Source organism: Desulforamulus reducens MI-1 (assembly GCF_000016165.1).
In the GTDB taxonomy this organism is placed as follows: domain Bacteria; phylum Bacillota; class Desulfotomaculia; order Desulfotomaculales; family Desulfotomaculaceae; genus Desulfotomaculum; species Desulfotomaculum reducens.
In genome coordinates this window covers 1412188-1438333 of the sequence record NC_009253.1, presented here as the reverse complement: position 1 = coordinate 1438333, position 26146 = coordinate 1412188, and the positions used below count along the sequence as shown (strand labels likewise).

The 26146-nt window shown below is 42.8% G+C and carries 26 protein-coding genes and 1 pseudogene; 8 read left to right on the top strand and 19 right to left on the bottom strand.

What is annotated here, in order from left to right; all coding sequences use genetic code 11:
- Positions 1-120: 120 nt before the first annotated feature.
- The 7 genes from DRED_RS07280 to DRED_RS07250 all read right to left on the bottom strand — a co-directional run bounded on the left by DRED_RS07280 (position 121) and on the right by DRED_RS07250 (position 3457).
- Positions 121-402: a Dabb family protein gene (locus DRED_RS07280; RefSeq protein WP_011877700.1), complete on the bottom strand. Its 282-nt coding sequence runs from the start codon at positions 400-402 to the stop codon at positions 121-123.
- Positions 403-438: 36 nt separating this feature from the next.
- Positions 439-1323, bottom strand: a complete 885-nt coding sequence (gene hslO, locus DRED_RS07275; RefSeq protein WP_011877699.1) for an Hsp33 family molecular chaperone HslO — start codon at positions 1321-1323, stop codon at positions 439-441.
- Positions 1324-1451: 128 nt separating this feature from the next.
- Positions 1452-1631, bottom strand: a complete 180-nt coding sequence (locus DRED_RS07270) for a hypothetical protein (RefSeq protein WP_156779615.1) — start codon at positions 1629-1631, stop codon at positions 1452-1454.
- Between the two features lie 28 nt (positions 1632-1659).
- Positions 1660-2118 (bottom strand): CBO0543 family protein, encoded by a 459-nt coding sequence (locus DRED_RS07265; protein WP_011877698.1) that lies wholly within the window; start codon positions 2116-2118, stop codon positions 1660-1662.
- Between the two features lie 157 nt (positions 2119-2275).
- Positions 2276-2656, bottom strand: a complete 381-nt coding sequence (locus tag DRED_RS07260) for a NifB/NifX family molybdenum-iron cluster-binding protein (RefSeq protein WP_011877697.1) — start codon at positions 2654-2656, stop codon at positions 2276-2278.
- A gap of 35 nt (positions 2657-2691) precedes the next feature.
- Entirely contained in the window at positions 2692-3090 is a 399-nt protein-coding gene (locus DRED_RS07255) for a DUF134 domain-containing protein (protein ID WP_011877696.1), read from the bottom strand.
- A gap of 178 nt (positions 3091-3268) precedes the next feature.
- Positions 3269-3457, bottom strand: a complete 189-nt coding sequence (locus DRED_RS07250; protein WP_011877695.1) for a PspC domain-containing protein — start codon at positions 3455-3457, stop codon at positions 3269-3271.
- Between the two features lie 120 nt (positions 3458-3577).
- On the opposite strand from DRED_RS07250, the gene DRED_RS07245 reads away from it, so the two are divergent.
- The 3 genes from DRED_RS07245 (at position 3578) to DRED_RS07235 (ending at position 5790) form a co-directional block, all read left to right on the top strand.
- Complete coding sequence (locus tag DRED_RS07245; protein ID WP_041274525.1) at positions 3578-3835, top strand: DUF1294 domain-containing protein; 258 nt, start codon at positions 3578-3580, stop codon at positions 3833-3835.
- 239 nt (positions 3836-4074) lie between these two features.
- Positions 4075-4701, top strand: coding sequence for a chromate transporter (locus tag DRED_RS07240; protein ID WP_049755867.1), 627 nt, complete (start codon positions 4075-4077; stop codon positions 4699-4701).
- A 78-nt stretch (positions 4702-4779) separates the two neighbouring features.
- Positions 4780-5790 (top strand): asparaginase, encoded by a 1011-nt coding sequence (locus DRED_RS07235; protein ID WP_011877692.1) that lies wholly within the window; start codon positions 4780-4782, stop codon positions 5788-5790.
- Between the two features lie 19 nt (positions 5791-5809).
- Here the strand turns inward: DRED_RS07235 and DRED_RS07230 are convergent, their stop codons facing one another.
- The gene (locus DRED_RS07230; protein ID WP_011877691.1) at positions 5810-6415 is read right to left on the bottom strand and encodes a cell wall hydrolase; all 606 of its coding nucleotides are present in this window, start codon (positions 6413-6415) and stop codon (positions 5810-5812) included.
- 202 nt (positions 6416-6617) lie between these two features.
- Between DRED_RS07230 and DRED_RS07225 the strand changes: the two genes are divergently transcribed.
- The gene (locus DRED_RS07225; RefSeq protein ID WP_011877690.1) at positions 6618-6851 is read left to right on the top strand and encodes a hypothetical protein; all 234 of its coding nucleotides are present in this window, start codon (positions 6618-6620) and stop codon (positions 6849-6851) included.
- A gap of 33 nt (positions 6852-6884) precedes the next feature.
- On the opposite strand, the gene DRED_RS07220 is transcribed toward DRED_RS07225, so the two are convergent.
- Positions 6885-8285: a sodium:solute symporter family protein gene (locus DRED_RS07220; RefSeq protein WP_011877689.1), complete on the bottom strand. Its 1401-nt coding sequence runs from the start codon at positions 8283-8285 to the stop codon at positions 6885-6887.
- Positions 8286-8437: 152 nt separating this feature from the next.
- The gene (locus DRED_RS07215; RefSeq protein WP_011877688.1) at positions 8438-8716 is read right to left on the bottom strand and encodes a TM1266 family iron-only hydrogenase system putative regulator; all 279 of its coding nucleotides are present in this window, start codon (positions 8714-8716) and stop codon (positions 8438-8440) included.
- Positions 8717-8971: 255 nt separating this feature from the next.
- On the opposite strand from DRED_RS07215, the gene DRED_RS07210 reads away from it, so the two are divergent.
- On the top strand, positions 8972-10426 hold the full coding sequence (locus tag DRED_RS07210; protein WP_011876859.1) for an IS1380-like element ISDre2 family transposase: 1455 nt from the start codon (positions 8972-8974) through the stop codon (positions 10424-10426).
- Positions 10427-10691: 265 nt separating this feature from the next.
- On the opposite strand, the gene DRED_RS07205 is transcribed toward DRED_RS07210, so the two are convergent.
- The 6 genes from DRED_RS07205 to DRED_RS07180 form a co-directional block, all read right to left on the bottom strand.
- On the bottom strand, positions 10692-11804 hold the full coding sequence (locus DRED_RS07205; protein ID WP_011877687.1) for a 4Fe-4S dicluster domain-containing protein: 1113 nt from the start codon (positions 11802-11804) through the stop codon (positions 10692-10694).
- Between the two features lie 18 nt (positions 11805-11822).
- Entirely contained in the window at positions 11823-12275 is a 453-nt protein-coding gene (locus tag DRED_RS18670; RefSeq protein WP_011877686.1) for a hydrogenase iron-sulfur subunit, read from the bottom strand.
- 21 nt (positions 12276-12296) lie between these two features.
- A complete protein-coding gene (locus tag DRED_RS07195; protein WP_011877685.1) occupies positions 12297-15320 on the bottom strand; it encodes an FAD-dependent oxidoreductase in 3024 nt (1007 codons plus the stop codon).
- 16 nt (positions 15321-15336) lie between these two features.
- A complete protein-coding gene (locus DRED_RS07190; RefSeq protein WP_011877684.1) occupies positions 15337-19782 on the bottom strand; it encodes an FAD-dependent oxidoreductase in 4446 nt (1481 codons plus the stop codon).
- A 27-nt stretch (positions 19783-19809) separates the two neighbouring features.
- Complete coding sequence (locus tag DRED_RS07185; protein ID WP_011877683.1) at positions 19810-20655, bottom strand: CoB--CoM heterodisulfide reductase iron-sulfur subunit B family protein; 846 nt, start codon at positions 20653-20655, stop codon at positions 19810-19812.
- 146 nt (positions 20656-20801) lie between these two features.
- Entirely contained in the window at positions 20802-21368 is a 567-nt protein-coding gene (locus DRED_RS07180) for a 4Fe-4S dicluster domain-containing protein (RefSeq protein WP_011877682.1), read from the bottom strand.
- A gap of 539 nt (positions 21369-21907) precedes the next feature.
- On the opposite strand from DRED_RS07180, the pseudogene DRED_RS07175 reads away from it, so the two are divergent.
- Positions 21908-22576: pseudogene (locus DRED_RS07175) on the top strand (transposase); the annotation flags it as partial.
- A gap of 370 nt (positions 22577-22946) precedes the next feature.
- Here the strand turns inward: DRED_RS07175 and DRED_RS07170 are convergent.
- The gene (locus DRED_RS07170) at positions 22947-23897 is read right to left on the bottom strand and encodes a ketopantoate reductase family protein (RefSeq protein ID WP_011877680.1); all 951 of its coding nucleotides are present in this window, start codon (positions 23895-23897) and stop codon (positions 22947-22949) included.
- 221 nt (positions 23898-24118) lie between these two features.
- Positions 24119-24277, bottom strand: a complete 159-nt coding sequence (locus DRED_RS07165) for a small, acid-soluble spore protein, alpha/beta type (protein ID WP_011877679.1) — start codon at positions 24275-24277, stop codon at positions 24119-24121.
- 130 nt (positions 24278-24407) lie between these two features.
- On the opposite strand from DRED_RS07165, the gene DRED_RS07160 reads away from it, so the two are divergent.
- Positions 24408-25166: a tRNA lysidine(34) synthetase gene (locus DRED_RS07160; RefSeq protein ID WP_011877678.1), complete on the top strand. Its 759-nt coding sequence runs from the start codon at positions 24408-24410 to the stop codon at positions 25164-25166.
- A 28-nt stretch (positions 25167-25194) separates the two neighbouring features.
- Here the strand turns inward: DRED_RS07160 and DRED_RS07155 are convergent, their stop codons facing one another.
- Positions 25195-25680: a cell division protein SepF gene (locus tag DRED_RS07155; protein WP_011877677.1), complete on the bottom strand. Its 486-nt coding sequence runs from the start codon at positions 25678-25680 to the stop codon at positions 25195-25197.
- A gap of 177 nt (positions 25681-25857) precedes the next feature.
- Here DRED_RS07155 and DRED_RS07150 point away from each other — a divergent pair, with 177 nt between their 5' ends.
- Positions 25858-26115, top strand: coding sequence for a glutaredoxin family protein (locus DRED_RS07150; protein ID WP_011877676.1), 258 nt, complete (start codon positions 25858-25860; stop codon positions 26113-26115).
- The last annotated feature ends 31 nt before the right edge of the window (positions 26116-26146 follow it).

Below are 26146 nucleotides of genomic sequence, written 5' to 3'. Positions count from 1 at the left end.
TCAGGTTCCCAGTAACTGGAACATACAGGACTACCCTGTTACCTATAAAAAACAAAAACAAATTTAAGAGCAGTAACCCAGCGTTACTGCTCCTTTGTATCTTCTCCAAAATATTCTATTCTAGGATTCGTAGTCCACTGCAACAATGGATTCCTTAACTGTTCCTATGTATTTTACAACTTCCTGGTGCTCCGGATGAACCTGATATGCATTCAGATCATCCATATTTTCAAACTTGGCCACCAGAGCCAGGTCAAAGGATCTTTCGGATCGAATAACATCAACCCCTACCTCCAGATGACGCAGTTGGGGAACCTTTCCCTCTAAAGCCATCAACTTTTCCTTTACAATCGGGATACTGTCAGAGTCCTTAAACTTAAAGAATACAATGTGTGTAATCATGCTCTTTCTCTCCTTTTTTGTACCTTTGATTTATGCTTAATCTTTCTCTTCAATTCGTTTAAGAATCCTTTGCAAATCTTTTTTATCAAAATGATAGTTCTCTGCACAAAAATGACAGTTTATTTCTGCTGCTCCTTGCTCCTGCAGCATCGATGTAACCTCATCTTTGCCAATTCCCACTAACAAATTCTCTAAACGTTCTCTGGAACATTGGCAAGAAAAACCCACCGGATTACTTTCTAAAAACTTCATCTCGATACCCTTTGTAACTCTTTTTATTATATCTTCGGGTGTCTCTCCGTTTTTTATTAGCGAACTCAGGTGGGGTAACTGTCTCAGATTCTGTTCTAAAATTTCCAGCACCTCTTCACCGGCCCCAGGCAAAAGTTGAAGGATAAGTCCACCTGCAGCTACCACAGAATTATCTGTATCCACCAAAACTCCCAAGGAAACAGCTGATGGGGTTTGCTCCGAAGTGGTAAGATAATGAGCGAAATCCTCTGCAATTTCTCCGGAAACTAATTCTACACTACCAGTGAAGGGTTCCTTCAGCCCCAAATCTTTTGTTATATGAAGATGTCCTTTACCAACAGCAGCCCCCACTGCTAATTTTCCCTCAGGGGTACTGGGTAGGTGTATTTGGGGTTCCTGAACATAACCCCTTACCTCACCTTTCGCATTGCTTGTTACAATAATGGCACCCAGTGGGCCGTCCCCTAATACACGAATGCTGAGGGTATCCTCTCCCTTTAGGTTGGCCCCCATTAAAAGGGCTGCCGTCATGGTACGGCCCAAGGCAGCTGTTGCCACCGGCCAGCTATTGTGGCGGGTTCTGGCCTCTTCTACGGTATTGGTTGTTCTTGCTGAAAATATGCGAAAGTTGCCATCTGAAGCAACTGCCCTAACCAAATAATCCTGCATGCAATTCCCTCCGAATTATTCTTAACAGAGTTATTCTATCAATGAGATAAACAGCCTGTCAATTTTTACCCCTATGAATGCAATATAAATTGCAGAAATACCTATATACTAAAGAGAAATGAAAAAGTTCACAGCTGTAAAAACCAGTTTTGGTCTTCTTTGTTGCGACAGCCTAAACACAGAACCAGAAGGTATTTTTTTACCGGACCGCAAGTACATAGAGAAGATGTACAGTGGTGCTCAATTTTTTGGTCTACCCCAACAATACCTACGTTGGTTAGTCTCACTACCAATAAATTAATAATCAACCCCCTGGCAATCCCAGGGGGTTGATTATTAGACACGCCATCCTTGATAAGCAGGTGCCAAGTGAAAGGTCTGAGCAACCCAGGTAAGGGTTGTAAAAGCACCCAGGTCAACGATAAAACTTGCTAAAAAATGCCATTGTTTATACTCTGCTGCATTGGTTTGTAAAATAACCATCTCCAGGCCTAAGTACAAAAGTGATACCACCAAGATATTGAGAACCAACAAGGCTCTTTTTCTTGGCAAATATTGTGTAAAGAGTACCCCCATGGTAAAGATGGGCCCAAACTTATAAAAGATAGAACAGCCAGCCCAAGGAATAATCACATCATAAAACTTATAAAGTCCCAGTTGTTGTCCTCCCCAATCCACCATAGACCCTAGAATTAACGTAAATATCCCGCCAAATATTGTTTTTCTTAGATAACGCACATCCACTAAAAAATAAAAAATAGTCCAGGATACAATGGCTGTTATAAACCACGGCATAGTATCTCACCTTTCCCTAATAAAGGTATTATGGCGTATTTTGCTCCTAATATTCATTATGTTATCCAACTAAGCTATAAAAAAATTATAAAAGCACCCGCTTTTACGGGTGCTAAGAAAAAATATATAAATTCCAAAACAAACTGCTTACTATTTTTTAGTGGGCACAACCGCCACCATGATGATGGTGATGATGGCCACCGCCACATCCACAGCTTACAGGGCGGGTGACTAAGGTTCCTGCTGCATAGGCTTCTGCAACACTTTCTAATGGACCAGCAGCACCATTCACTACTTTTAAACCTAATTGTTCAAGGGCTGTAATCATATGACCACCAATACCACCACAAATGATCACTTCAATTTGCTCATTCTTTAACATATTGGCAATCCCACCATGGTTATGCTGAAGACCTTCATTGGATAAAATACGAGTTTCCTTCACCTTGCCGTTTTCCAGTTCAACAATGGCAAATTCTTGGGTTGTTCCAAAGTGCTCGTTTACTTGACCATTTCTTGCAGGCATAGCAATTTTCATATTTTCTCTCCTCCATCAATATAAAATAACCATTTCTATGATCCATCCCAATCCCTTGAATTACATTTTGGGCATTTGGTATGACGTTTACAAAAGGTCCCCTCCCACTTAAAACCACATGCCTTACACTTCAGCTTGGATAAAGAAACCTGATAGTTCCCCCCCTCAACTCGAATTGCCAGGCCATTTATAAGCCCCTCTGCAATTTTTTTTCTGGCTGCGGTGATGATCCTATGAAAGGTAGGCCTTGATACTGCCATTTTCTCGGCACAGTCCTCTTGCTCCAAACCTTCAAGATCACAGAGACGAACTGCTTCCAGTTCCTCAACGGGTATTATGACTTCGGAAAGCTGGCTCATGGGAATCCCCTGGGGTTTAAAATATGTTACCACTGGCAACCTTGCCACCTGCCGACATTTTGGAGGTCTCGCCATCTTCCATCACCCTTTATTGACATGCGTTCATAATAATCGTATATCAAATATACACATATGTCAAACTTTTTTTCTAGCGAAGCTTCTATATTGTTTTATATTTGCCAGCGAAAAGTTCAAATTAAACTTTCGCTGTAACTACTAAAAATATCATACTTATGGTGTTATTTTATTTGGTCTAATATTCAGAGGGAATAATAAAAATCAAGATCAGATAAACAAGAATTCCCGGAAATGCCACAGATAAGATAGAGCCTATTACATAGATAATCCTTATGATGGTAGGATCCATATTAAAATATTCTGCAATCCCTCCACAGACGCCCGCTATCATCCTATGGGATTGGGAACGAACCAGACGTTTCATGTTTTTTCATCCTTTCAGCCTTAAATTAGCCTTTATTAAAAATTATTAGACAAAATCCACAGTATTCCTTTATACTATAAGTAATAGTTAATTAATGGATTAGTGAGGAGGTATCACTTGATGGAAATCTTTGTTTATTACTTGTTAGCCATTAATATCCTTACATTCATTATGTTTAACCTTGATAAGTGGTATGCCGCCACTGGGGGGTGGCGAATTTCCGAAAGGAGTCTCATATTAGCTTGCCTGGCAGGCGGTGCCCTAGGTGGGTTTCTTGGTATGAAATATGCACATCACAAGACTAAAAAGACCTTGTTCTTTGTCGGAATTCCTTTAATAGGTATTCTTCAATTGATCTTTGTAATTTGGCAACTATAGATTTTTATAAAACTTGGCTTTCGCTCCTGCGAAAGCCTTTATTTTTAGAGAGCTATTACAATTTAGAACACCATAAAACTTTAATCATGAGAGTTGTTCTATTTCTTTGCTAGGGTATGGAAAAGATAGTATAAACCTTAAAATATCTCCTTCTTATCAAGAGGAATAAAGTTCTCTAAGTAGAATATTCCTCATATGGTATACCAGTATACCATATGATTCGTAAGGAGTGAGTTTGTATGTCTGCTAAAGAAGACGAGAAATTTTTAAACCCCTCTGCTGGAAACCCGAACAGGACCAGGACAGCCGCAGTGGCCGCTGTCATAACAGTCCCCTTTTACATTGCGATATGGCAGCTTTTTGTTGCCTTTGGGCGGGCCAATATATTTGGTTTTGGAGGCGGCCCCAGTGTTATTCCTCTAATTCAGCAAGAAGTTGTCGATAACTACAAATGGCTGACCACCGAAGAGTTTACAGACGCCTTAGCCATGGGAAATGCCTTACCTGGCCCCATTGCTACCAAAATGGCAGCCTATGTAGGTTATAAAATTGCCGGCATAGGTGGTGCTGCCTCCGCCCTTATTGGAACAGTAATTCCTACCGCTGTGGCCATGCTGGCACTGGCCGGACTATATTTTAAATACAAAGATACGCCACAAATAGGAGGTATGTTAAAGGCCGTTCGTCCGGTAGTTGTTGTTCTTCTTATACAAACTGTCTGGGAAATGGGTGCCAAGTCATTCCCTATACCAACTACGTGGCTTATCGCTTTAGTTGCTTTAATCGCCCTGTTTCAATTTAAGTTGCATCCCATTATATTAATCGTTTCATCCATGCTTTATGGGTTATTTTTCTTATCCCGTTAAGGCACCTTGCCCGGCTTTCATATAATATTTTATACTAATCTTAAATTAAGTAATATTACTCTGGGAGGTAAAATAAAATTGTCAGAACTACTTGTCAACCTCGTTCGGGGTAGTCTTATTGAATCCCAACACCGTGGGGATCTGGTTGTTGCCGATCGAGAGGGTGCTATTTTACTTAGTTTGGGTAATCCTGAACACCTTGCCTATTGGCGCTCGTCAGCAAAACCCTTTCAAGCTCTGCCTTTAATCGAACATCATTGTCAAGATATTTTTAACTTTACTGAACAAGAAATAGCTCTTTTTACTTCATCCCACGGCGGAGAAGAAAACCATGTGGAGGCAATTCGTGGAATCCTACATAAATTAGGGTTATCAGATTCAGCTCTGGATTGTGGAGTCTCTGCCCCTATGCACAGGCCCAGTGCAAAAAACATTCTTGCATCAGGTAATAATTTTAGTACCTTAAATAATGCCTGTTCCGGCAAACATACCGGTATGCTGGCCCTAGCACTGCTCTTAAATGCCCCTTTAACCGGCTATATACAAAAGGACCATCCCGTTCAGCAGGAAATGCTAAAGGCCATTTGCCAATGTACATCCTTATCCCCGGATAGGGTTCATATGGGTGTTGATGGCTGTGGGGTCCCGGTTTTTGGATTACCCTTAGGCAACATGGCTATGGCCTATGCCCGCTTATCCCTGCCCGAAGGATATTTCTCAGCGGAAAGGGTGCAAGCCTTGCATACCATTCGTAATGCCATGACCGAGTATCCCTATTATGTGGCAGGCACTGACCGCCTAGATAGTATTCTGATGGAAGTAACTCAGGGTAGAATAGTTGCCAAGATAGGTTCCGAAGGAATTTACTGTGCAGGAATTGTAGATCATGGCATCGGGCTGGCTTTAAAAATTGAAGATGGTAGTTCCCGGGCCATCGACCCCGTGATCATTGAGGTTTTAAAACACCTGGGGTATATCTCACAAGCTGAATTTGAGAAACTGCGTCATCTCTGGCGCCCCATACTAAAAAATCACCGTGGTGATGAGATTGGTCATTTAGAAGTTGCCTTTAATTTCAAAAATAAATAGGACGGTTGATCCGTCCTATTTATTTTGCAAATACATGGTTACCAATTTTACCTGTCACAGGCCTGGACCAAATCCAGCCACTTTTCGCTACAGATGGGTTCCAGAAAAACAATGCCCCATTGGTAGGGTCCTGTCCTGCAATGGCTGCCTGGGCCGCCTGAATGGACTCGGTACTATAATCTCTTTTATAGTGATTGTTTGCCACCGACTCAAAGGCCCTCTTCTGGTAAATCACTTCATGCAGATTATCTGGAAACTTATCGTCTTCGATTCGGTTTAAAATAACCGCTCCAACTGCAATCTTTCCTTCATAGGGCTCATTGGCAGCCTCAGCTTCGATAATTCTTGCCATCAAAGTTATTTCGTCACGTTTTAAGTTACCACGGGATACCGTTATATTGTTCTCAGGTCGTTTTTTTTGAGGTTTTACTTTGTAAACTCCAGAATTTTCTACAACGGTTTCAGCCCGCTGCATTGACTTGTTTGTTTCATAAAGGGTCTTCGCTATTTGCTTATTCTCAATTTCATTTTTTTTAGCATTAATAACACTGAATTGTGCCATTAACATAAGGAAAGCTGCCATCACAAAGGTCATCCATAATAAATCACTTCTTTTTAGCTGCACAGGTTTACACTCCTTTCAATGCTAAGCTGCTTATTGTCTGGAGTTTACCTCATATTTCGCAAATAATTAACCCGAGTGGAACTTTTACTAAAGTATCATAATTTAGCCAAGGAATAAACACACAAATAGTGGTTAAACTGCCATATGGCACCGATGAATATTTAAATAGCCTTAAGGATAAATTAAACCCGGAGGTGGTTGTATGACAAAAATTTCTATAGATTTAGATCGGGTGGATGGAGCAGATGCCTTAGAAAAGATAGAAGAGGCCATGGACGAGGTTGGTTTGGGTGAGGAATTAACCATTAAAATGGCTGCCATTGATGCCCACCATTCAGATGAAATCTCCGATTTGCTAGCCAGAAATGATTTCGATTTTCAACCCATTGGCAGCCATGACGGTAAAACATATACAATTACCGCTAGGAAAAAATAAACTGGTAAAAGACAACACGGTCTAAGAAGTTATTTAGACTGTCTTGTCTTTTAATAGCTTATTTCTTTTTCCTTTCATAAGTCCGCCAACTAATAAACAAGCTAAGCTTAGCAACATCCCAATATACAGGGGTTCCATAGAAAAGGGCTGCCATAGGGGCCAGGTTATAGCAACCAGCGGTGCCATTGAAATGGCTATGAAGCCTGCTGTGCGATTAATACTGTTTCGATAAAAAATGGCTGCCAGCAGTGGAAAAAAGACCGTTACACCCCTTAGGGCCATTGATAAAAAGGCCCACTGTAAGATCATTGAATTGACATTGCTGGCTGCCACCAGTAACGCGCCGCCGGAAAAAAGCAGAATAAAAATGCGAGAAATAGAGAGTATCTCTTTATCATCCGCCAGTGGACGCATCCTCCTATAAATATCCTGGGAAAACATAGTACAGGCCCCCAGAGTCAGGGAAGCCCCAGTGGTGACCAGTGATATCAGTAAAGCTGCTAACACAACCCCCCCAAACCATTGGGGTAAATGATGAATGATAAATAAAGGTAAAGCTAAGCTGCCATTCATATCGGGGTAATTTATTCTCATAAAGACCCCGATAGCAACACTGGCGGCCCCTATGGCCGGTATGAATAATCCTGCCAACAACACTCCCTTTCTGGAAGATGGCACATCTTTTCCGGCAAATATTGCCTGCATGTAGGTTTGGGTTGAGATAAAACCAATCACCACTGAAAAGATGGATGCTAATTCTTTGCCTACTCCTGCCGGAAAAGGGGTAAGCCAGGCAAAAATGGGCAGTTGCTGGGTTAAACCCATAAATCCCCCGGACATTTGATAACTCATAATTCCTGCAACACCTAAAGAACCGCAAATTAATAGGGTTTTAAAAAGGCCCACTAAACTGGCTCCCCAGAACCCCCCAAACAAAATATAAACTACGATTAAACCTGCGGAAAGTCCAGCCGCTTCCATAAATGAAATGGGGAGCATGGCCATCAATAGTGGAGCAGCTGACAATATTTGGGCCACAACTTGAATAAATATACCAATGGTTGTGTAGGTACTGGACCAATGAATAACCCCTCTGCCATAATGTTTACCTAAAAATTGGGGAATTGTATCAACTTCCGCCTGCCTCATGGGTTTGGCCAAGAAAAGCCCCATAACCAAACACCCCAGGCCTGCTCCCAGGGTGAAATAAATGCCGCTTATACCATATTGATAAGCAACCTGGGCCGTTCCCACCGTAGAGGTGCCCCCGATAAAGGAACCAACTAAGGAACCCGTAACCAGCAACCACGGTAATTGCCGACCACCCACATTAAAGTCTGAGGCAGTCCTGACAAAACGTAACGAATAGACCCCCACTGCGGTGGTGATGGCTAAGGTAATGAAAAAACTTAAGTAATATTGTAGCGATAGCATAAAATCTCTCCAGTATTAAGTCTAAAAATTCTCCTAAAGAAATCTTAATACCATTTTTCCCTTAGGAAAACCCCTAAAAATAATAATTTACATAAAAAAAGAACGGTTCCCTTAACCCAATGCGGTTTGGTAGCATTCTTTAGCTTGTTTGTTTAGTTGCTTTTGCAAACTTGAAAGGTTTCTTGTTGGCTAAAATGAATACTCTCTACAGTTACTCCGTCAATACTATTTAATTCGCTTTTCATTTTACCGTACTCTTCCGGCGTAGCTTCCATTGTTAACGTGATTATTCCTCGCTCCCTGCTGGGGCTTGGAATGCCATTTCTACAAAGGATGCTATTACCATAGCGGGTAATGATCTGCTGCACTTCTGGAGCCTTAGACCCCCTCTCATCCACTATTAAACCTACAATATAGATGTCTTGTTGCATAATGAGCCTCCTCTTTTATAGTCTCTTTTATTATGCCCTCTTGCATAAAACCTATTCATTTTTATCTTTATCTAATAAATGGAGAAATATATAAACTTAGATACGGAAAGTAAAGTTTAAAAACCCAATAACATCAAGGTCTAATAACCATTTTTTGTTGTAAAAAATTTGACAGAAAAAGAGGGTACACCGCCCCTTCTACGGAATTGTTTAGCGTCCAAACAAAACATTCCAAAAGGATGGTGACCCTCTGAAATGATGGTATCACAATTTATTACCACAAATCAACTTGAAACTTTGACCCGTCAACAACGACGTGATTTGGAACGTAAATATCAGAAGAAATTACATTCTCTTCAACGCCTGACTAGCAAAAGTGATCTTCCGATTAGCTTTGACAATACTTCTGTAACTGCTTATGGAAATTTTGGCATACTAGAGGCGTTTAAGCAAGCCATTGATTTCAAGGGTATGCTTAAAGGGGTTTCCCTTAAGCGACATCATAACTGTAAATACTCTGATACAGGGTTGTTAGATACAATCATTGATGCCCTTTCCTTGGGATTATTACGGTTTTCTCATATGAATGCTCTGCAAACTGACCCTGGATACCAGAAAATTAAAGAAGTAACACAAGTGCCTGACGAAAGCACTTTGCGGAACTTTCTATCTCTTATCTGTGAGCAGGAGGCATTAAACCAATTGCCTCTGGTGAATCAGGAAATGCTGTCCTTAAAGGCCAAATCCGATCAGCCCCGTGAAGTCTGGCTAGATATTGATGACAGTGTCCTCACTGTTTTTGGGAAACAGGAAGGATCAAAAGTCGGTTACAATCCTCGGTACCACGGGAGGCCTTCCTACAAGGTAAAGGTAGCATTTATCTCTGGAACTTGCGAACTAGTCAATGCCGGGTTATATAGTGGGAACGTCGCCAGCAATGGCCAATTTATGGAATTCCTTAAAGAGACATTAGAGATCTTAGCTGCCCAGAATATCCTCGTAAAAGGTATCCGCATAGATAAAGGTTTCTTTGATGAGGATAACTTTGCCTACCTGGAAGAACAGGGCATCGAGTATATTTGTAAGGCTAAACTCACCAGTAATATGAGAAAGGTCATTAAATACCTTGATGACCAGAACCAGTGGCAGTCTTTGAGCAACCATTATGCTGCAGCAGAAATCACCATTCCATTACCTAAATGGTCCAAAGCCCGCAGGTTTGTATTTATCCGTGAAACTCAAGAACCTAAGGCATGCGGCGATCAACTTAACTTTGACCTGAAGACATTCGACTACCAGGTGATAATTACTTCTAGTGACGAGCACAACCCAGAGGAGGTATGGCACGAATACAATAAGCGTTGCAATATCGAAAACAAAATTGATGAACTCAAGGTTGGCTTAGGCTTTGAAAAAATGAGCCAAGCAGAGATGGATCGAAACAAAGCCTTTATGTGGCTCAAAGTATTATCGTATAACCTTCTCAACTGGTTTCGCTTGGCCTTATTGGATGGCAAAGACAGCCGTGCTGAAGTGCCCACTATCCGCCGTAAAATACTGAATGTACCTGGGAACATTGTAGGCAACAACCGTTACCGCCATATAAAGTTAGCCCCTAATCCCTGGCTGCAAAAGGCATTGAAGAATGCTAAGGAAAAATTACAAGAATTCCTTTGCATACAGGCATGGGTTGCCGTAAGTTCAGGTTAAACAAACTCGAGACTAATCGAATTAATCAAATATGATATCACTGATCCAAAAAAGATGGGTCTTATTAACTGCACCCTAAAATCTAGCTTTTTATTGGAGTATACAGCAGTGATAACGCTTTCCGAGTGATTAGGCATTCAGGCAACATAGCAGCTCAAGCGGTATAACCAAAAATTGGTTATTTTGGAGCTTTAACTTGGCTCGGAAAGTTACTTTCCGATTTGAAGATAAAAGGAGTTACCCACTGGATAACTCCCTTTTTGTATCAGTGTTTACCGGTATTTAATTCTTCAAGTTCATGTTCTTTATAAACGGTTAAAGGAATGGGCTCCTCCAATGAACGTCCTGGCTCATACTCAAAACGATCCTGATTGGGTTGAGACAACGCTTGGAACATTAATCCCACGGGAATATTCATGGGGCAGGCATTTTCACATTGACCACAGCCCACGCAGGACAGCCCCATATGATTCACTCTGGTTAGATGGAATAGTGTGGTATCGGTGGGTAACTCTATGGCTCCCTTTCTCTTGGCATATTCCAGATATTTATCCCCATTGTGATCAAAAATGGGACCCGCTGATACACACTCTCGACAGAAGCAAATGGGGCAGGCCTGGCGACAATTCTGGCATTTTATACAGGTTGCCAATACTTCTGCCAGCTTTTCCATGCTGCTAACAGAACTCTTGAACTCATCTATGGCCTTGGTCTTGGCTTGTGCCTTTTCTGTGATAATTTTTTCTAATAATTTTATCCGAGTATCCGGTACGGATATACTATCTAAACCAGCTATATCAGCTAGATCCACGTCATCTTTGGCAGAGATAAGCAAATTACCGCCCATCCCCAACCAGCCCAAGACAATGTCTGCATTACCAACCTCGGGATACGCACACACGGTGCAGGCCCGGCGCAATGGCACGCCAATGGGGTTATTACCGTCGGCGGCCTGGGTTACCCATTTACTTGCATCAATTTTGTTTTCTTTAACCATATTTGCATAGTCACTGGCAGGAAATGTTCCCACACAATCCACACCAATGATAACTAAGTTGTCTAATTTAGCCTGCTGAAGCTTAACCAACTCAATCAAAGCACGCACTTCACAGGAACGAAGCACCACGGCAATCTTCTCCGGCAGATTGCGGGAAAGATTTGCCACCAGCCTGGCGGCATTAAGGCCGTTTACAGGGGCAAAGGGATTTGCCGCATCGAACATTGCAGGATCCTTTATTAATGTAGGAACCACATTGGTTTTCGACAAAACTTCCTGCGGCACCAAAATGGAGCTTACTTTTCCCGATGTAATTAACGCTTTTAAAAAACCCCGGGCTGCACTCAGGGTGTCCCCTGATTTTATCGTATATGTTTTCATGCTATTACGCCTCCCACCTTAGATTTCCCAGTTCTTGCGCAGCGGGTTAGGTCCTAACTTTTTCAATTTCTCGGTCATTTCGCTGATGACTTCACCAAAGTATGCCCCCTGGGAAGCACTGATGAAACGTAACCATAACCGCTCTTCCGGTATACCTAATTGTTGGAGTACATTTCTAGCAATGGCTACCTTACGACGGGCTTTATAATTGCCACTACCATAGTGGCAGTCACCTTCGTGTCAGCCACCCACCAGGACGGCATCGCCGCCGTCTAGGATAGGTTTAATCATATAAAGTGGGTCCACTGAGCCACTGCACATGACCCGAATAATGCGTACATTCGGGGGATATTGAATCCGGGCTGTACCAGCCAAATCTGCACCGGTGTAGGAACACCAGTTACAGAGTATGGCGATAATTTTGGGTTCATATTCACTGTTGTTTTGAACTTTTTCTTCTGGAACACTCATTCCATAACCCTCCTTTTCAGCCTAGCTGTTACTGGCATCCAACATAGCTATGATTTGTTGTTTCTCAAAGCCCTTTTGCTGACAAGCCCCGCTGGGACATGCTGCCACACAGGCTCCACAACCCTGACACAGCACATCTAATACCTCGGCAACATGGGTCATTTCATTCATTACCCGGGCCCCATAGGAGCAGGCCTCAATACATAAGCCGCACCCCTTACACCACTTGGGATTTACCATGGCAACATTGCCTAAGGATTCCAACTTGTCCTTCGATAACATGGTAACTGCGCGTACAGCGGCAGCATTGGCCTGGGCAATGGACTCGTCTATCAATTTGGGCGAGTGGGCCAGACCACAGAGGTATAGACCATCCGCAGCAAAATCTATCGGGCGCAGCTTCATGTGTGCTTCGGAGAAGAAACCATCTGCGTTAAGAGATACCTTGAACAACTGGCTCAGGGTGTCTGTTCCCTTTGCCGGTTCTATGCCAGTACTTAAAACAAGCAAATCGGTATCCAGTTCCAGTATTTTATTTAAAATTGGATCTTTAACATGAACCTTTAACCCATTACTTCTGGGTTCTACCCTAGGTTTGTTATCCAAGGTATAGCGGATAAATACAACTCCCTTGCGCCTTGCTTCAGCATAGTAGGTCTCGTAGAAGCCATAGGTCCGGATATCTCGGTATATAATGAAGATATTAACGGTTGGGTCAAGTTCTTTCATTTTTAGAGCATTCTTGATGGCATTATAACAGCATATCCTACTGCAGTAGGGTCGGTTTTCATCCCTGGAGCCAACACACTGAATCATAACAACTGTTTTGGCACCGCCAATCCCGGAACCGTCCAGTTTGTGCTCCAATTCCCTTTGGGTACATACTGCTTCATGTTGGCCATACAAATATTCTGAAGTTGTTGCCTGATCGGCACCGGTGGCAATGATAACCACACCGTGTTCCACGTCTCTTTCACCCGCTGGTGTAGTCAGGGTTGTTTTGTAATTTCCCAAATAACCGGCCACTTTTTTAATGGTGGAGTTTAGATTTAAATCAATGTTAGGGTGAATCTGAACCTCCCCGGCAAGCTTAGCCGCCAGTTCTGCTGGATTGTTACCCTTCATGGTATACCTGCCGTCCAGGGCATGGCCACCTAATTTGTCAGTCCGTTCAACTAAAATAACCTGGAATCCCTGGCCAGCTAAGTTAAGGGCGTTGGCCATACCAGCCACTCCCCCACCGATAACCAAAGCCTTACGGTTGATATCCATAAAGGAGGTATAGACGGGTTTCAACAATTTAACCTTGGCCACTGCCATCTTTACCAAATCCTTGGCCTTTTCAGTGGCTGCAGCGGGGTTATCCCGGTGTACCCAGGAGGAGTGTTCCCGGATATTGGCCTGTTCAAAAAGGTAAGGGTTGATTCCTGCTTCCTTTAAACTGCTCATAAATAACGGTGCGTGGGTTCTGGGTGTACAGGAGGCCACCACCACCCGGTTTAATTGATGTTCCTTAATCCGTTCCTTAATTTTTTCAATGCTATCCTGGGAGCAGCTAAATAGAAATTCTTCGGAATGTACGACATTGGGAATGGTTTTAGCAAATTCAGCCACTTCCGGCACCCGAACCACACTGCCGATATTAATTCCGCAGTTGCAGACAAACACACCCACTCGGGGATCTTCGCTAGTTACATCACGCTCTGGCGGGTATTCTTTCTTTTTACTTAAACTCCCCCGAACTTGACTCAACAAACGGGAGGCATTGGCAGCGGCTGCACTGGCATCCACCACAGTCTCGGGGATATCCTTTGGTGCACAAAAGGCACCGCCGGCAAACACACCTTCCCTTGTTGTTAACCCAGGGCTAAATTCTACGGTTTTACAGAATCCAAAATCATCCAATTGGATTTGGCAAGCTTCTGCTAACTTCTGGTTTCCTGCCGAAGGCTTTAGGCCAACAGAGAGCACCAACATATCAAATTGTTCTTCATTGAATGAGCCATCGGGATTCCGGTATTTCACAATAATATTTTTGGTTTGCGGGTCCTCTTTAACAGAGGAAATCATGGCCTTCTCATATTTAACTCCGTGCTGAATTCTGGCCCGGTCGTAATATTTTTCAAAGTCTTTCCCATAGGCCCGAATATCCATGTAGAAAATTTTAGTTTCCAGTCCGGCCTCATGTTCCTGGGCAATGATGGCATGCTTGGTAGCATACATACAGCAGACAGCCGAACAATAGGGATTTCCCTTGGCCTTATCCCTAGAACCCACGCACTGTAAAAAGGCAATCCTTTTGGGTTCTACATGATCCGAGGGGCGAACCAAATGACCCATGGTGGGTCCACTGGCTGATAGCAGGCGCTCAAATTGTAAACTGGTGACAACATTTTGGTAAATGCCCCAGCCAAACTCCCCTCGCAAATCTCCATCCATGGGTTCAAAGCCGGGACTCAGAATGACCGCTCCCACTTCCAGTTCCAGCGTGGTGTCCGCCATTGCATGATCGATGGCTCCGGCAGGGCACTCTTTGGCACATTTGCCGCAGGCCTTGGGGTTCTTAATTTTTAGGCACTTCGTTTTATCCACCGCAAAGGCGTTTGGTGTGGCCTGGGCATACAGTTTGTAAATGGCCTTGCGTTGACCCAAACCTGCATCAAAATCATCCTGTACTTTAACAGGACACACTTCCGCACAGGCCCCACAACCGATACACTTGCTAATATCCACACAGCGGGCCTGCTGCAATACCTTTGCCTTAAAATTACCGGCTTCTCCTTCCAGGCCTATCAGTTCCGCCCCAGTGATAATCTCAATATTCAGGTGCCGACCTACATCTACCAGTTTAGGAGACATGGTACACATGGCACAGTCGTTTGTTGGAAAGGTTTTATCCAGTCTTGCCATGGTTCCACCAATGGCAGGTTTTTTTTCAACTAGATAAACCCGGTAACCGGATTCGGCCAGGTCCAGGGCGGACTGCATCCCGGAGATGCCGCCCCCCACAACCAGTACTGAACCGAAATATTTTTGATCCGTCATAGGTTTTCCACCCTCCCTATCCCAGAGCCGCATCCATCATGGCCAGCAGCTGTTGTTTTTCAAAGCCCTTCTGCTGGGTAGCACCGCTGGGGCAGGCTGCCACGCAGGCCCCGCAGCCCTGACAGAGAACTTCCCGTACCAGAGCAATCCCCTTTCTCTCATCCAGTACCCTTGCACCGTAAACACAGGCACTCACACATATGCCGCAACCTTTACAAAGTTCTGTATCCACTTCAGCGGTGATGCCTAAAGATTCCAGGCGCCCCTTCGATAGCAGGGTTACCGCACGAATGGAGGCTGCATTGGCCTGAGAAATTGTTTCGTTAATATTCTTGGGTCCATGGGCCGTACCGCACAGATATAAGCCATCTGCTGCAAAGTCCACCGGTCTAAGTTTCATGTGCGCTTCTAGATAGAACCCGTCAGCATTCAGGGGTACCTTAAACAGTTGGCTCAAACGATCGATGTCCGGGCGGGGCTGAATACCATTGGCAAGGGCCAAAATATCTGCTTCTATTTTGATTTTTTGTTGCAGGACATGATCCGTTACCGTCACAAGAACCTTATCACCGCTGGCCCTAACCTCTGGTTTATCGTCTACGTTATAGCGGATAAAGATGACTCCTTTGCGTCTGGCCTCGGTATAAAACTCTTCTTTAAAGCCATAGGTACGAATATCCCTGTAGAGGATAATAACGTTTGCATCTGGATTGATCTCTTTTATCTTCAGGGCATTCTTAATGGCATGGGTACAACAAACTCTACTGCAGTAAGGCCTTTCTGGCTCCCTAGATCCTACACAGTTGATCATTACAACGGTTTTGGCTTCGCCTAGACCCGTCTCTGCCAATTTTTGTTCCAATTTCGTTTGCGTTAGCACAGCGGGACTGCTTCCATAGAGGTACTCCGTGGGTGCCATGGCATCTGCACCGGTGGCCACTATGACAGCACCATGTTTGACCTCTATCCTAGTACCATCGTTCTTCAACAGGGTGGTCACATAGTTCCCCAGATAACCACTGACTTCATCCACCTCAGCATTTAGTTCAATGTTAATTAACAAGTTTGCTTCTACATCAGACTTTAGCTTAGCAATAAAAGCTGGAATATCTTCGCCTGTTAGGCTGTAACGCAATTCCCTGGCATGTCCACCAAGAACATCGGTTTTCTCAACCAGCGTAACTGGATAACCCTGTTCAGCCAATGAAAGAGCATTGGTCATACCAGCCACACCGCCACCAACTACCAAGGTACGCTGGTTTACATCGATAAACGCAGTTTGCACTGGCTTTAGTAAACGTACCTTAGCCACAGCCATTTTAACTAAATCTTTGGCTTTTTCCGTAGCATCCTGCGGACGATCTCTGTGTACCCAGGAGGATTGCTCCCGAATATTAGCGTGCTCATACAAATAGGGATTGAGGCCGGCCTCTTTCATACTGCTTTGGAACAAGGGAGCGTGGGTTCTTGGGGTGCAGGAGGCCACAACAACTCTGTTCAGATCATGCTCACCAATTCGTTCTTTTATTTTGATAATGTTATCTGCCGAGCAGGTAAAGAGGAATTCTTCCGTATGCACAACCCCTGGTAATGTTTTGGCAAACTCCGCCACTTCAGAAACTTTTACCACCGCACCAATGTTGATGCCGCAATTACAAACAAATACACCAACCCTCGGAGCTTTATTTACTACATCCTTTTCAGGTGGAAACTCTTGTTTAGTAGTTAGGGTTCCCCGGGCTGGGGCCAGCAGACGGGAGGCCATGGCCGCAGCTGCACTGGCGTCCACAACGGTTTCCGGTATATCCTTTGGCTCACCAAAGGCTCCACTTACAAAGATACCTGGTCGAGAACTACATCCTGGAGTAAACTCCTTGCTTCGACAAAAGCCATATTGATCAAGTTCGAGTTTCGCGGCATGCCCCAGGTCTTTAGCACCTGCCGGAGGAGCCAGACCAATGGAAAGAACCACCATATCAAAGGTTTCATAGTGAATAGATCCATCTTCATCGGCATAGCGAATGATTAAATCGTCACTTTCATCATTGGCAGGACTGATTTCGTAGATACGGGAACGTACAAAATTAATGCCATGTTCTTCTTTGGCCCGGTTCTGATAACGTTCAAAATCTTTACCCGGCGTACGCATATCCATATAAAATAGAGTTGTATCCAGGGGATCATGGCTGTGTTCCTTCGCTATCATTGCCTGCTTAATAGCATACATACAGCATACAGATGAACAAAAACCATTGCCAATTCTTTCGTTACGGGACCCCACACACTGGATCCAGGCAATCTTTGTGGGTTCCTTATGATCTGATGGACGAACCATGTGGCCAGCAAAGGGTCCACTGGCTGATAATATCCGTTCAAATTGGATGCTGGTTACAACATTGGGATATTTCCCATAACCATATAATCTTAAATCAGTGGGATCGTAGGGTTTAAAGCCGGGATTCAACACCAAAGCGCCAACTTCAATCTCCAACTCCTGGTCTTGCATATCGTGATTAATGGCCTTAGGCAAGCAGGCTTCCACACACTGCATACATTCAGAGCAAACAGCACAGTTCAAGCATCGTTCCGCCTCGGCTTTGGCCTGCTCTTCGTTATAACCTAAAGCTACCTCTTCAAAGTTACTGGCCCTAACATCTGCCGCTGCATAACCTTGGGCTAAAGCTGTCTCCACAGGTATTTCGTTTGGTTTTTGGCGCAGGGGAGAGATTTCCTCCTGGGGTATCTTAAAGGCACGGCCAGCTTTCAAATCTTCTCCTTGTATGTAACGATGAATACTTTCGGCTGCTCGTTTTCCTGCGCCAACTGCATCAATTAACAGCCGGGGACCTGTAAATGCATCCCCACCGGCAAATACACCCTCTACCTGGGTAGCCAGTGTATCTGGATCGGCCACCAGTCGATTCCCCCGTTCATTGACCAGTGGTTTGTCACCGGCAAAGGACAAATCTGCTGTTTGACCAATGGCAATAACTACACCATCAAAACCATCCCAGTGAATAACTTTATCGCCGCACTGGGGAGCAAAACGTCCTTCTGTATCAAAAAGGCTGGTTACATTGGCCGTAACCAAACCACTTACCTTACCATTCTTATTTTTGATTTTTTGAACACTCTGGGCATAGTGGAAGGAGATCCCCTCTTCAATTGCCTCGTGGATTTCTTCTATGTCTGCAGGTAACTGCCCCTCGGATTCCAGGCAGAGTACATGTACTTCCGCTCCCAGGCGTCGGGATACTCGGGCAGCATCCATGGCTACGTTCCCGCCACCGATAATGGCTACTTTTTTCCCTACCCGGACCTTTTCTCCCAAGCCCACTTGACGAAGCATTTCCACAGCGGTGTATACACCGTCTGAGTCACTGCCAGGAACATTAAGTTGCAGACCCTTTTGGGCACCAACTCCCAAGAAGATGGATTTATAACCCTGCTTAAAGAGCTCATCAATGGTGATATCCTTACCCAGTGCAGTATTTAGTTTAATTTCTACGCCCAATCTTTTAACCAGATCTACTTCTAAATCTACCCATTTCTTTGGTAAGCGATATTCTGGAATACCCACCCGCATCATTCCACCAGTAATCGGTAAAGCCTCAAATACCGTAACCTGATAGCCCTTTAGAGCAAGAAAATGGGCACAGGAAAGACCTGCCGGACCAGCACCGATGACAGCAACTTTTTCTTCCCTTTGTTCCGCCTTTTCCGGTAAGGGGAGTTTGTCCAGATTGGCATAGGCCACATCTGCAGCAAAACGTTTTAAATTTTTAATTTGCACAGCATCATCAATTTTCGCGCGATTGCAAGCAGTTTGGCAGGGATGTGCACAAATTCTGCCTAGAACGGCTGGGAAGGGCATTTCTTTATAAATCATTTTCCAGGCATCCACAGGCTTGCCAGACTTGACCAGTTGTACATAGCCCTGAACATTGACCCCCGCAGGACAGGCAGCTTTACAGGGGGCAACCCCTTTCTTTTCAATGGCAAAGGCATTGGGTGTTGCTTGAGCATATAATTTATAGGTTGCCTTGCGGGTATCTATGTTTCCATTAAACTCATTCGGCAACTCAACTGGACATGCCCTTGCACAGTCACCACATCCGGTACACTTGGCAATATCAATATACCGGGCCTTCTGATGTATCTTTACCTTAAAATTACCCGGTTCTCCGTCTACGTCCTTAATTTTCGCTCCAGTAATAATTTCTATATTCTTATGTCGTCCTGTATCCACCAATTTGGGCGACATAATACACATAGCACAGTCATTTGTGGGGAATGTCTTATCAAGACGTGCCATTGTACCCCCAATGGCTGGCTTTTCATCGATTAGATAAACCTTAAAGCCGGACTCAGCCAGGTCCAGGGACGACTGCATACCGGAGATACCGCCACCCACAACCATAACCGCACCCGTTATCTTTTTATCGGTTTGGATGTTGCCCATGTACTTAAACCTCCATCCCTAACGAAGTTACCCCAACATTTTGTCAACTAGCTTGCTGGGATCTACCAAGTGCTTACTGCACCAACTGTTAGCCTCAGGAATACCAAAGGCCATACCCATCAGCTCTGTGAAGAAGAATACCGGCAGGTCTTCCCCTGGGGGACGACGCATTTCTAGGTTTGTCTGACAGAGAGGACAAGAATTGACCACCGCATCTGCTCCGGCCTCCCTAGCCTTTACTAGAATTTTGCCAGAAAGATTTGTTACCATTTGTGACTTAGCTACCGAATGTCCTGCACCGCAACATTCAACCTTATAGGACCAGGGAATTACTGTTGCCCCAAGGGCTTTCAGTAACTTATCCATTTGCATAGGATTTTCAGTATTGTCAATGCCGGTTATTTCCCCTGGTCGTACAGAGAGACACCCATAATAGCAGGCAATCTTCAGGTTTTTCAAAGGTTTCTGAACTTTTTGGGTAATGGTCTTTAAGCCAATTTTTTCTACCATATAGGCTAATAAGTCATAGACCCTAGGTTTGCCGTCAAATTTGAAATTCAATAACTTTTCCATTTCTTCACATTTTGAGGAATCATGTATCATATAATATTCCGCTGTCTTAAGCCGATTAAAACAAGCAGAACAGGGCACTACACAATCCATTCCCATGTCCTGTATTTGCTTAACTGTTAGGGCAGGCAAACCTACTGAAAGGCTATGATTGGTGGCGTGGGCGGAGGTTGCACCGCAACAGGTCCAATCGGGTATTTCAACCAACTCAATATCCAACCCTTGACAGACAGCCCGTACAGAAATGTCAAACTCCTTGGCCGTGGCCTCCAGAGAACAGCCCGGGTAATATGCCAATTTCATCTGTTATCCCCTACTTTCCGTTAAAAAACTTGGCTTCCGCCAAGTTTTTTACGCGCCCCTACGAGTACAAGCACTCTCCGAGCGTAAACAGGCGGAAGGTTAGTTTGCCCTATACATAGATACTCAAATATGTCAAAACCTGTATCCTATTGTCCGTGTTTCTTGGCCCAGTCAAATATATGTCGAACCTCTTGTTTACTGGAAACACTGTGTGGAAACAAGGCCAGCTTGCCTTTAAGGAACAATTTTATACCTACCCCCACATCATCCATTAAGTGCCCACTCTTTAGTTTATACTTCATTAACATGCTACCCTCATGCACTCTGCCAAGGGACTGAACGGAATCCAAGAAACACTGGTGGAATAAATAAATATCTTTTTCAGAAGGAGCTATCCCCGCTTCTATGGCCATTTCCCTTAATGTATCCATGACAGCAGCTATACGAATCCCATTGGGACAACGGGCACCGCAGGTCTCACATCCAACACATAACCAGATTGCTTTGCTCTTTAGCACTTCATCCTTTAAGCCAAATTGAATCATCCGAAGTATCTGGTTGGTATTCATTTCTCCATACTCAGCCACAGGACAACCGGAGGCACATTTTTGGCACTGAAAACAAGTCTCAATTTCCTGACCACTTCGTTCACTTATTTCATTTGTGAAATTTAGGTCTAGCGCCTTCGGACCAGCTTCGGTTATAATATACACAGGTCCACCTCCTTGTTATTACGCTTTTACTTTAGTTAAGTTTATCATAGGCTATAGTTAGAATAAACCACGGCATTTATGGGCTAAACCCGAAATTATTTTATATTTTGGATTTAGGTCCATTTTTTATTGTATTTCGCTGTGATTCAAAACTTATCTCGCTATTACTTTTCTCAGCTTAATTTGGGTTGTAAGGATTTCGCCTAAATCCTTATTTGATAAGGGTTTAAACGTCAATAATAATTTCTAGGTTGATATATTTTTTTGCTTCTATGTAAAAAATAAGTAATTATTACGCCAAAACTATTTTCGCTGGCGAAATCAACAAATGTCATTCGCCGGACAATAGTTTCGCTTTAAAACTATTTGAGAGCGAATATAAAAACAAATTTGTGACTATTGCCATCTCAAACAGGATTGTCAGGCAGCCGGCCATATAAATCGACATGGTAACTTACATTAAAAAATTTTTTTAGAAAGAAATATACCTGAATCCGTAAAGTAATTTTCTGTTTCTCTCCATAATTTGTAGGTAGACATATCTAGCAAAGGAAGGTTATTGCGTAAATACTGAGTTACGCCAAGGAAGTGAACATTGCCAAAAGAACACTTCGAAATTTGTTGCCGAAAGCATATTGGCAAAGAACAACAAAGATATTTACTGCCAGGAACGTGAAGGTAAAAAAGTCTACTATGGTTCCATGATGAAATACAAAAAGGAACTCAAAAGAGAAATCAGGGTGGTTTACAAGATTACAGAAAGAACCTTTGGCAAAGATGGTCAAATATTTCTGGTACCTCAGGTGGAGGCAGAAACCTATTGGACATCGCTGCCAGATCCACCGCATGTAATCGAAAGACTATACCATGAACACGGCACCAGCGAGCAGTTTCACAGTGAACTTAAGACAGACCTAGATTTAGAAAGACTACCCTCTGGTAAATTTGATACTAACAACCTGGTGTTACATTTTGGTATAGTGGCCTACAATCTGTTAAGGATGATTGGTCAATCCACAACCAGGATGCAGCATGTACCTCTACGTAAGCAGGCAGAACGCCGCAGGATTAGGACTGTGATTCAGAATTTAATCACGTTAGCATCACGATTAGTGTCACATACAAGAAAAAAGAAATTACAATTTGGAAAGCACAGTCCTTGGTTTGAAACATTTAAACAAGCATACTTTGTGTGTTTAGCAAGGTAGAAATATCCACAAAACAATAAAGTTTTTGCGCTCAAAGAAGTGCTTAGATTGTTATTGCCAAATTTAGGTTTAAAACCGTTAAGGTAATAATTACAGTATTATACAGCGAGACAACGATATAAAATTTTCCATAAGATACTAAAGGATGGGGTTACCAAAATAGGTAATTCATGGATTCAGGACAATAGTATTTTACCACCCTTAATTTGAGGATTTTAAGAATTTTGTCGAACATAATTAAAATACACCTAAATTTGTCCTACAAGCTCAGTTAAGAAAAAAGCCACTCGTTTGTAAAATGTACCCTTTGTAAAGGACATTTTACTGAGGCGAGTGGCTTTTTGATCATAATAGCAGCAAAAAGAAAGGGCTATTTATCCGATAAACTCAATTTTTCCTGTGCTTTAGACAATAGCGTAACCATTTCATTATAGGGTGTGCTGACACCGTATTCTCTCCCAAGCCGTACGATGGCACCATTCAGGGAATCTATCTCTGTCTTTCTGCCATTTCTTATATCCTGCAGCATCGAAGAATGGTGCGAGCCTGTGGGGGGTAATAGTTTTTCGTAAAAAAACTGAATGTAATCATCAAAACTAGGCGTAAGTGGTTCCTGCCCCATGGCATTAATCACGGCGAATATTTCTTTCACTATGCCGTTGATCAATACCCTTGCATGATCAACCGAAGTTAATTCTCCATAACTAACATCCAATAGGGCTCCCAATGGATTTAATGCTGAATTATATATAATTTTATCCCATATGTATTTCATTATTTCTGTTGAAGTTCTGGTTGGTACACCGGCGCTATTAAATAATCCAGCAAAATAATTTAATATTTCTAAGCCAATAAGATTTTTGGGGTTACCCAGGATAACATCATCCGCAATTGCAGAAACCTTTGATACACCTGTGCTGATGGTCTCTGCCCCAAAAATCACTCTGCCCAGGATAATTCTTTCTTCCGGAATATATTTTGCTGCAGATTCAAAATTACCATAACCATTTTGGGCTAAGAATACGTAGGTCTCCGGCGACAGTATTTTAGTAAGTTGACTGGCAACATCCTCCGTTGCAAAGGACTTAACTGTAACAATTATAAGGTCAAAGGAAATATCCTGAATGTCCTCCGTTCCAGATACCACATAATCCAGCTTTGTTTCGTGTTTTCCCCAGATACCGCATACTTTAATTCCGTTTTTTCTAATTTGTTCAGCCTTCGAATTACGAGCAAAACCAACAACCATATGTCCCTGTTTTTTAAGTAGGCAAGAATAAACAGTTCCTAAGGCACCCAGTCCAAAAACCAATACTTTCATCTAATGGCCCCCTAACAATAGTGTTTAGTCATAAAGCTATTGAAAAATACCTTAGCACCCTTTTACATTATAACTCTGCACTAACAGAGATTTTAAAAAATTCAGATGGTTTCTTTAAAAAATGCATAATTATACAATATCCACCATACTTACCAACCTTGTAAAAAGGTGTAAGCAAGGTAAAAAGCTGGTTCACTTTACGTGAACCAGCCCTAGGGAAGTTACAACATGCTTTGTTCGGCCCTCTGTATCGCCAGCTTAACAAAGTTACCGCACTCTCTCGAGGTCAGGTTACCATAGTCATTGCCTTGGATACGGTTCGCTACACCCATCTCTTGGGCAAGCTCGTACTTCAGGGCATCACTCATGTATTTAGCCATGTTTTCACCCTCCCTTATTGCTAATTTAGCCTAATCATAGTTATACTATACAGGGTAAAATTTTTCGGTTTCTCTATTAATTCGAATAATATTCTTTTTTAAGCTAAAACAAGAAAAGGTGAAAGAATAAATGAATAAAAATTTACAAAAAGCAATGCTGGTTCAGGTTACTCGGGCCATCACACATTTTAATTTAATTGAACCCGGGGACAAAGTTGTTGTAGGAGTCTCCGGAGGAAAAGACAGTAATTCTCTCTTATATTGTCTTAGTCTTTACCATCGAAGATATTTAAAAAAAGTACCCTTTGAACTCCATGCTGTTCATCTGGATATGGGATTAGGCGCTGATTTACAGCCCATGAAGGAGTTATGTCAGCGTTTAGCCATTCCGTTGACCCTTAAGCATACTGACATTGGAACCATCTTATTTGATATAAGAAAAGAAACAAACCCTTGTTCACTATGTGCTAATCTCCGTCGCGGGGCCCTTCATAGTGCAGCTTTGGAACTGGGTTTTAACAAGGTTGCCCTGGCCCATCATCTGGATGATGTGATGGAAACATTTTTTATGAGTTTACTTTTTAATGGAAATATGAAGACTTTCTCACCAAAAACATACCTTGACCGCACCGACCTAACTTTGATTCGCCCTTTCGTTTATGTGACGGAAAATCAAGTGAAGGCATTATTGCCTTTGGAAAATATTCCCGTTATTCATAATCCCTGTCCTGCCAATAAACAAACCAAACGGGAAGAAATAAAAAATTTAATTAACCAGCTTTCAGAACAATATCCAGATATTCGGCAAAAATTTTTAACCTCGCTACATAATTTTGATCCAAAAAACCTATGGCCAGTGAAAGAAAATAATAAGGGCCGGTGGGGTTAATCCCTCCGGCCTTTAGCTTTTTTCAGTTCTAGGCTGTTTCAGTTTTAAACCACCGAGAGTTTACTTTTTCCTCTAGCGGCTCCACATTCTCATTAAAGGTTCTTAAATCTCCTGCTCCTACGATGTCTACTCCACTGGGAACGAATAGGAATATCTCACCATTTATCTTCTTTGCAGAACCATCCAATGCAAAGGCAACACCACTGGTGTAATCTAGAATTCGCTGTGCTTCTTCTGGATGAACCTGTGAAAGATTAACAACCACCGGTTGTCCATTTTTTAAATGTTCTGCCACAGTCTGTACATCAGTAAATGTACGGGGTTGAGTAGAGATAATTTTTGTACTCCGAGGTGCTGGAACTGCTGTCAGTTCTGACCGAAGGAGGCTTTTGCTTTGGTTCTGATTTTTGGTTTTAGTCTCCCTGGATGAAGACAGTTCAGGTGCCTTTTCGCTATCTTCTACTTCTTCGAATCCAATGAAATTAAGAAATTTGTCTAAAAATGCCTTAGACAACCTAAACTCTCCTTTCGTCTCAGCCAAATATAAAAAATACCATTTGCCACATAATAATACTTTATTTTTATTATGCGGAAATATTTGCTAATTTTCTATAGGACTAACGTCCCATTTAACTATGAAGATTTTCCTTTTCTATGGGCAAACTATTATTGAGTTAAAGGAGGTATTACTATGGGCGATTATCATGTTACACTTTTTGTTTCTCCCTGGAACAAAACCGGTTGCGATGAAGCCAAAGACTTTTTAGAAAACAGAGGAATTCAATATGTGGAGAAAAACACACAGGATCACGGAGCCCGGGGCGAACTTATTAAGAAAACAGGTGGCTTAGATACACCCACCCTTGTTGTGAATGGTCATACAGTAGTGGGCTATCTGCCAAACAAGTGGGAACACTTACTTAGTGAAGAACCCTTAGAACTTACTTAGAAGAGCTTGGTATCAGATAAAGAAAACTTGG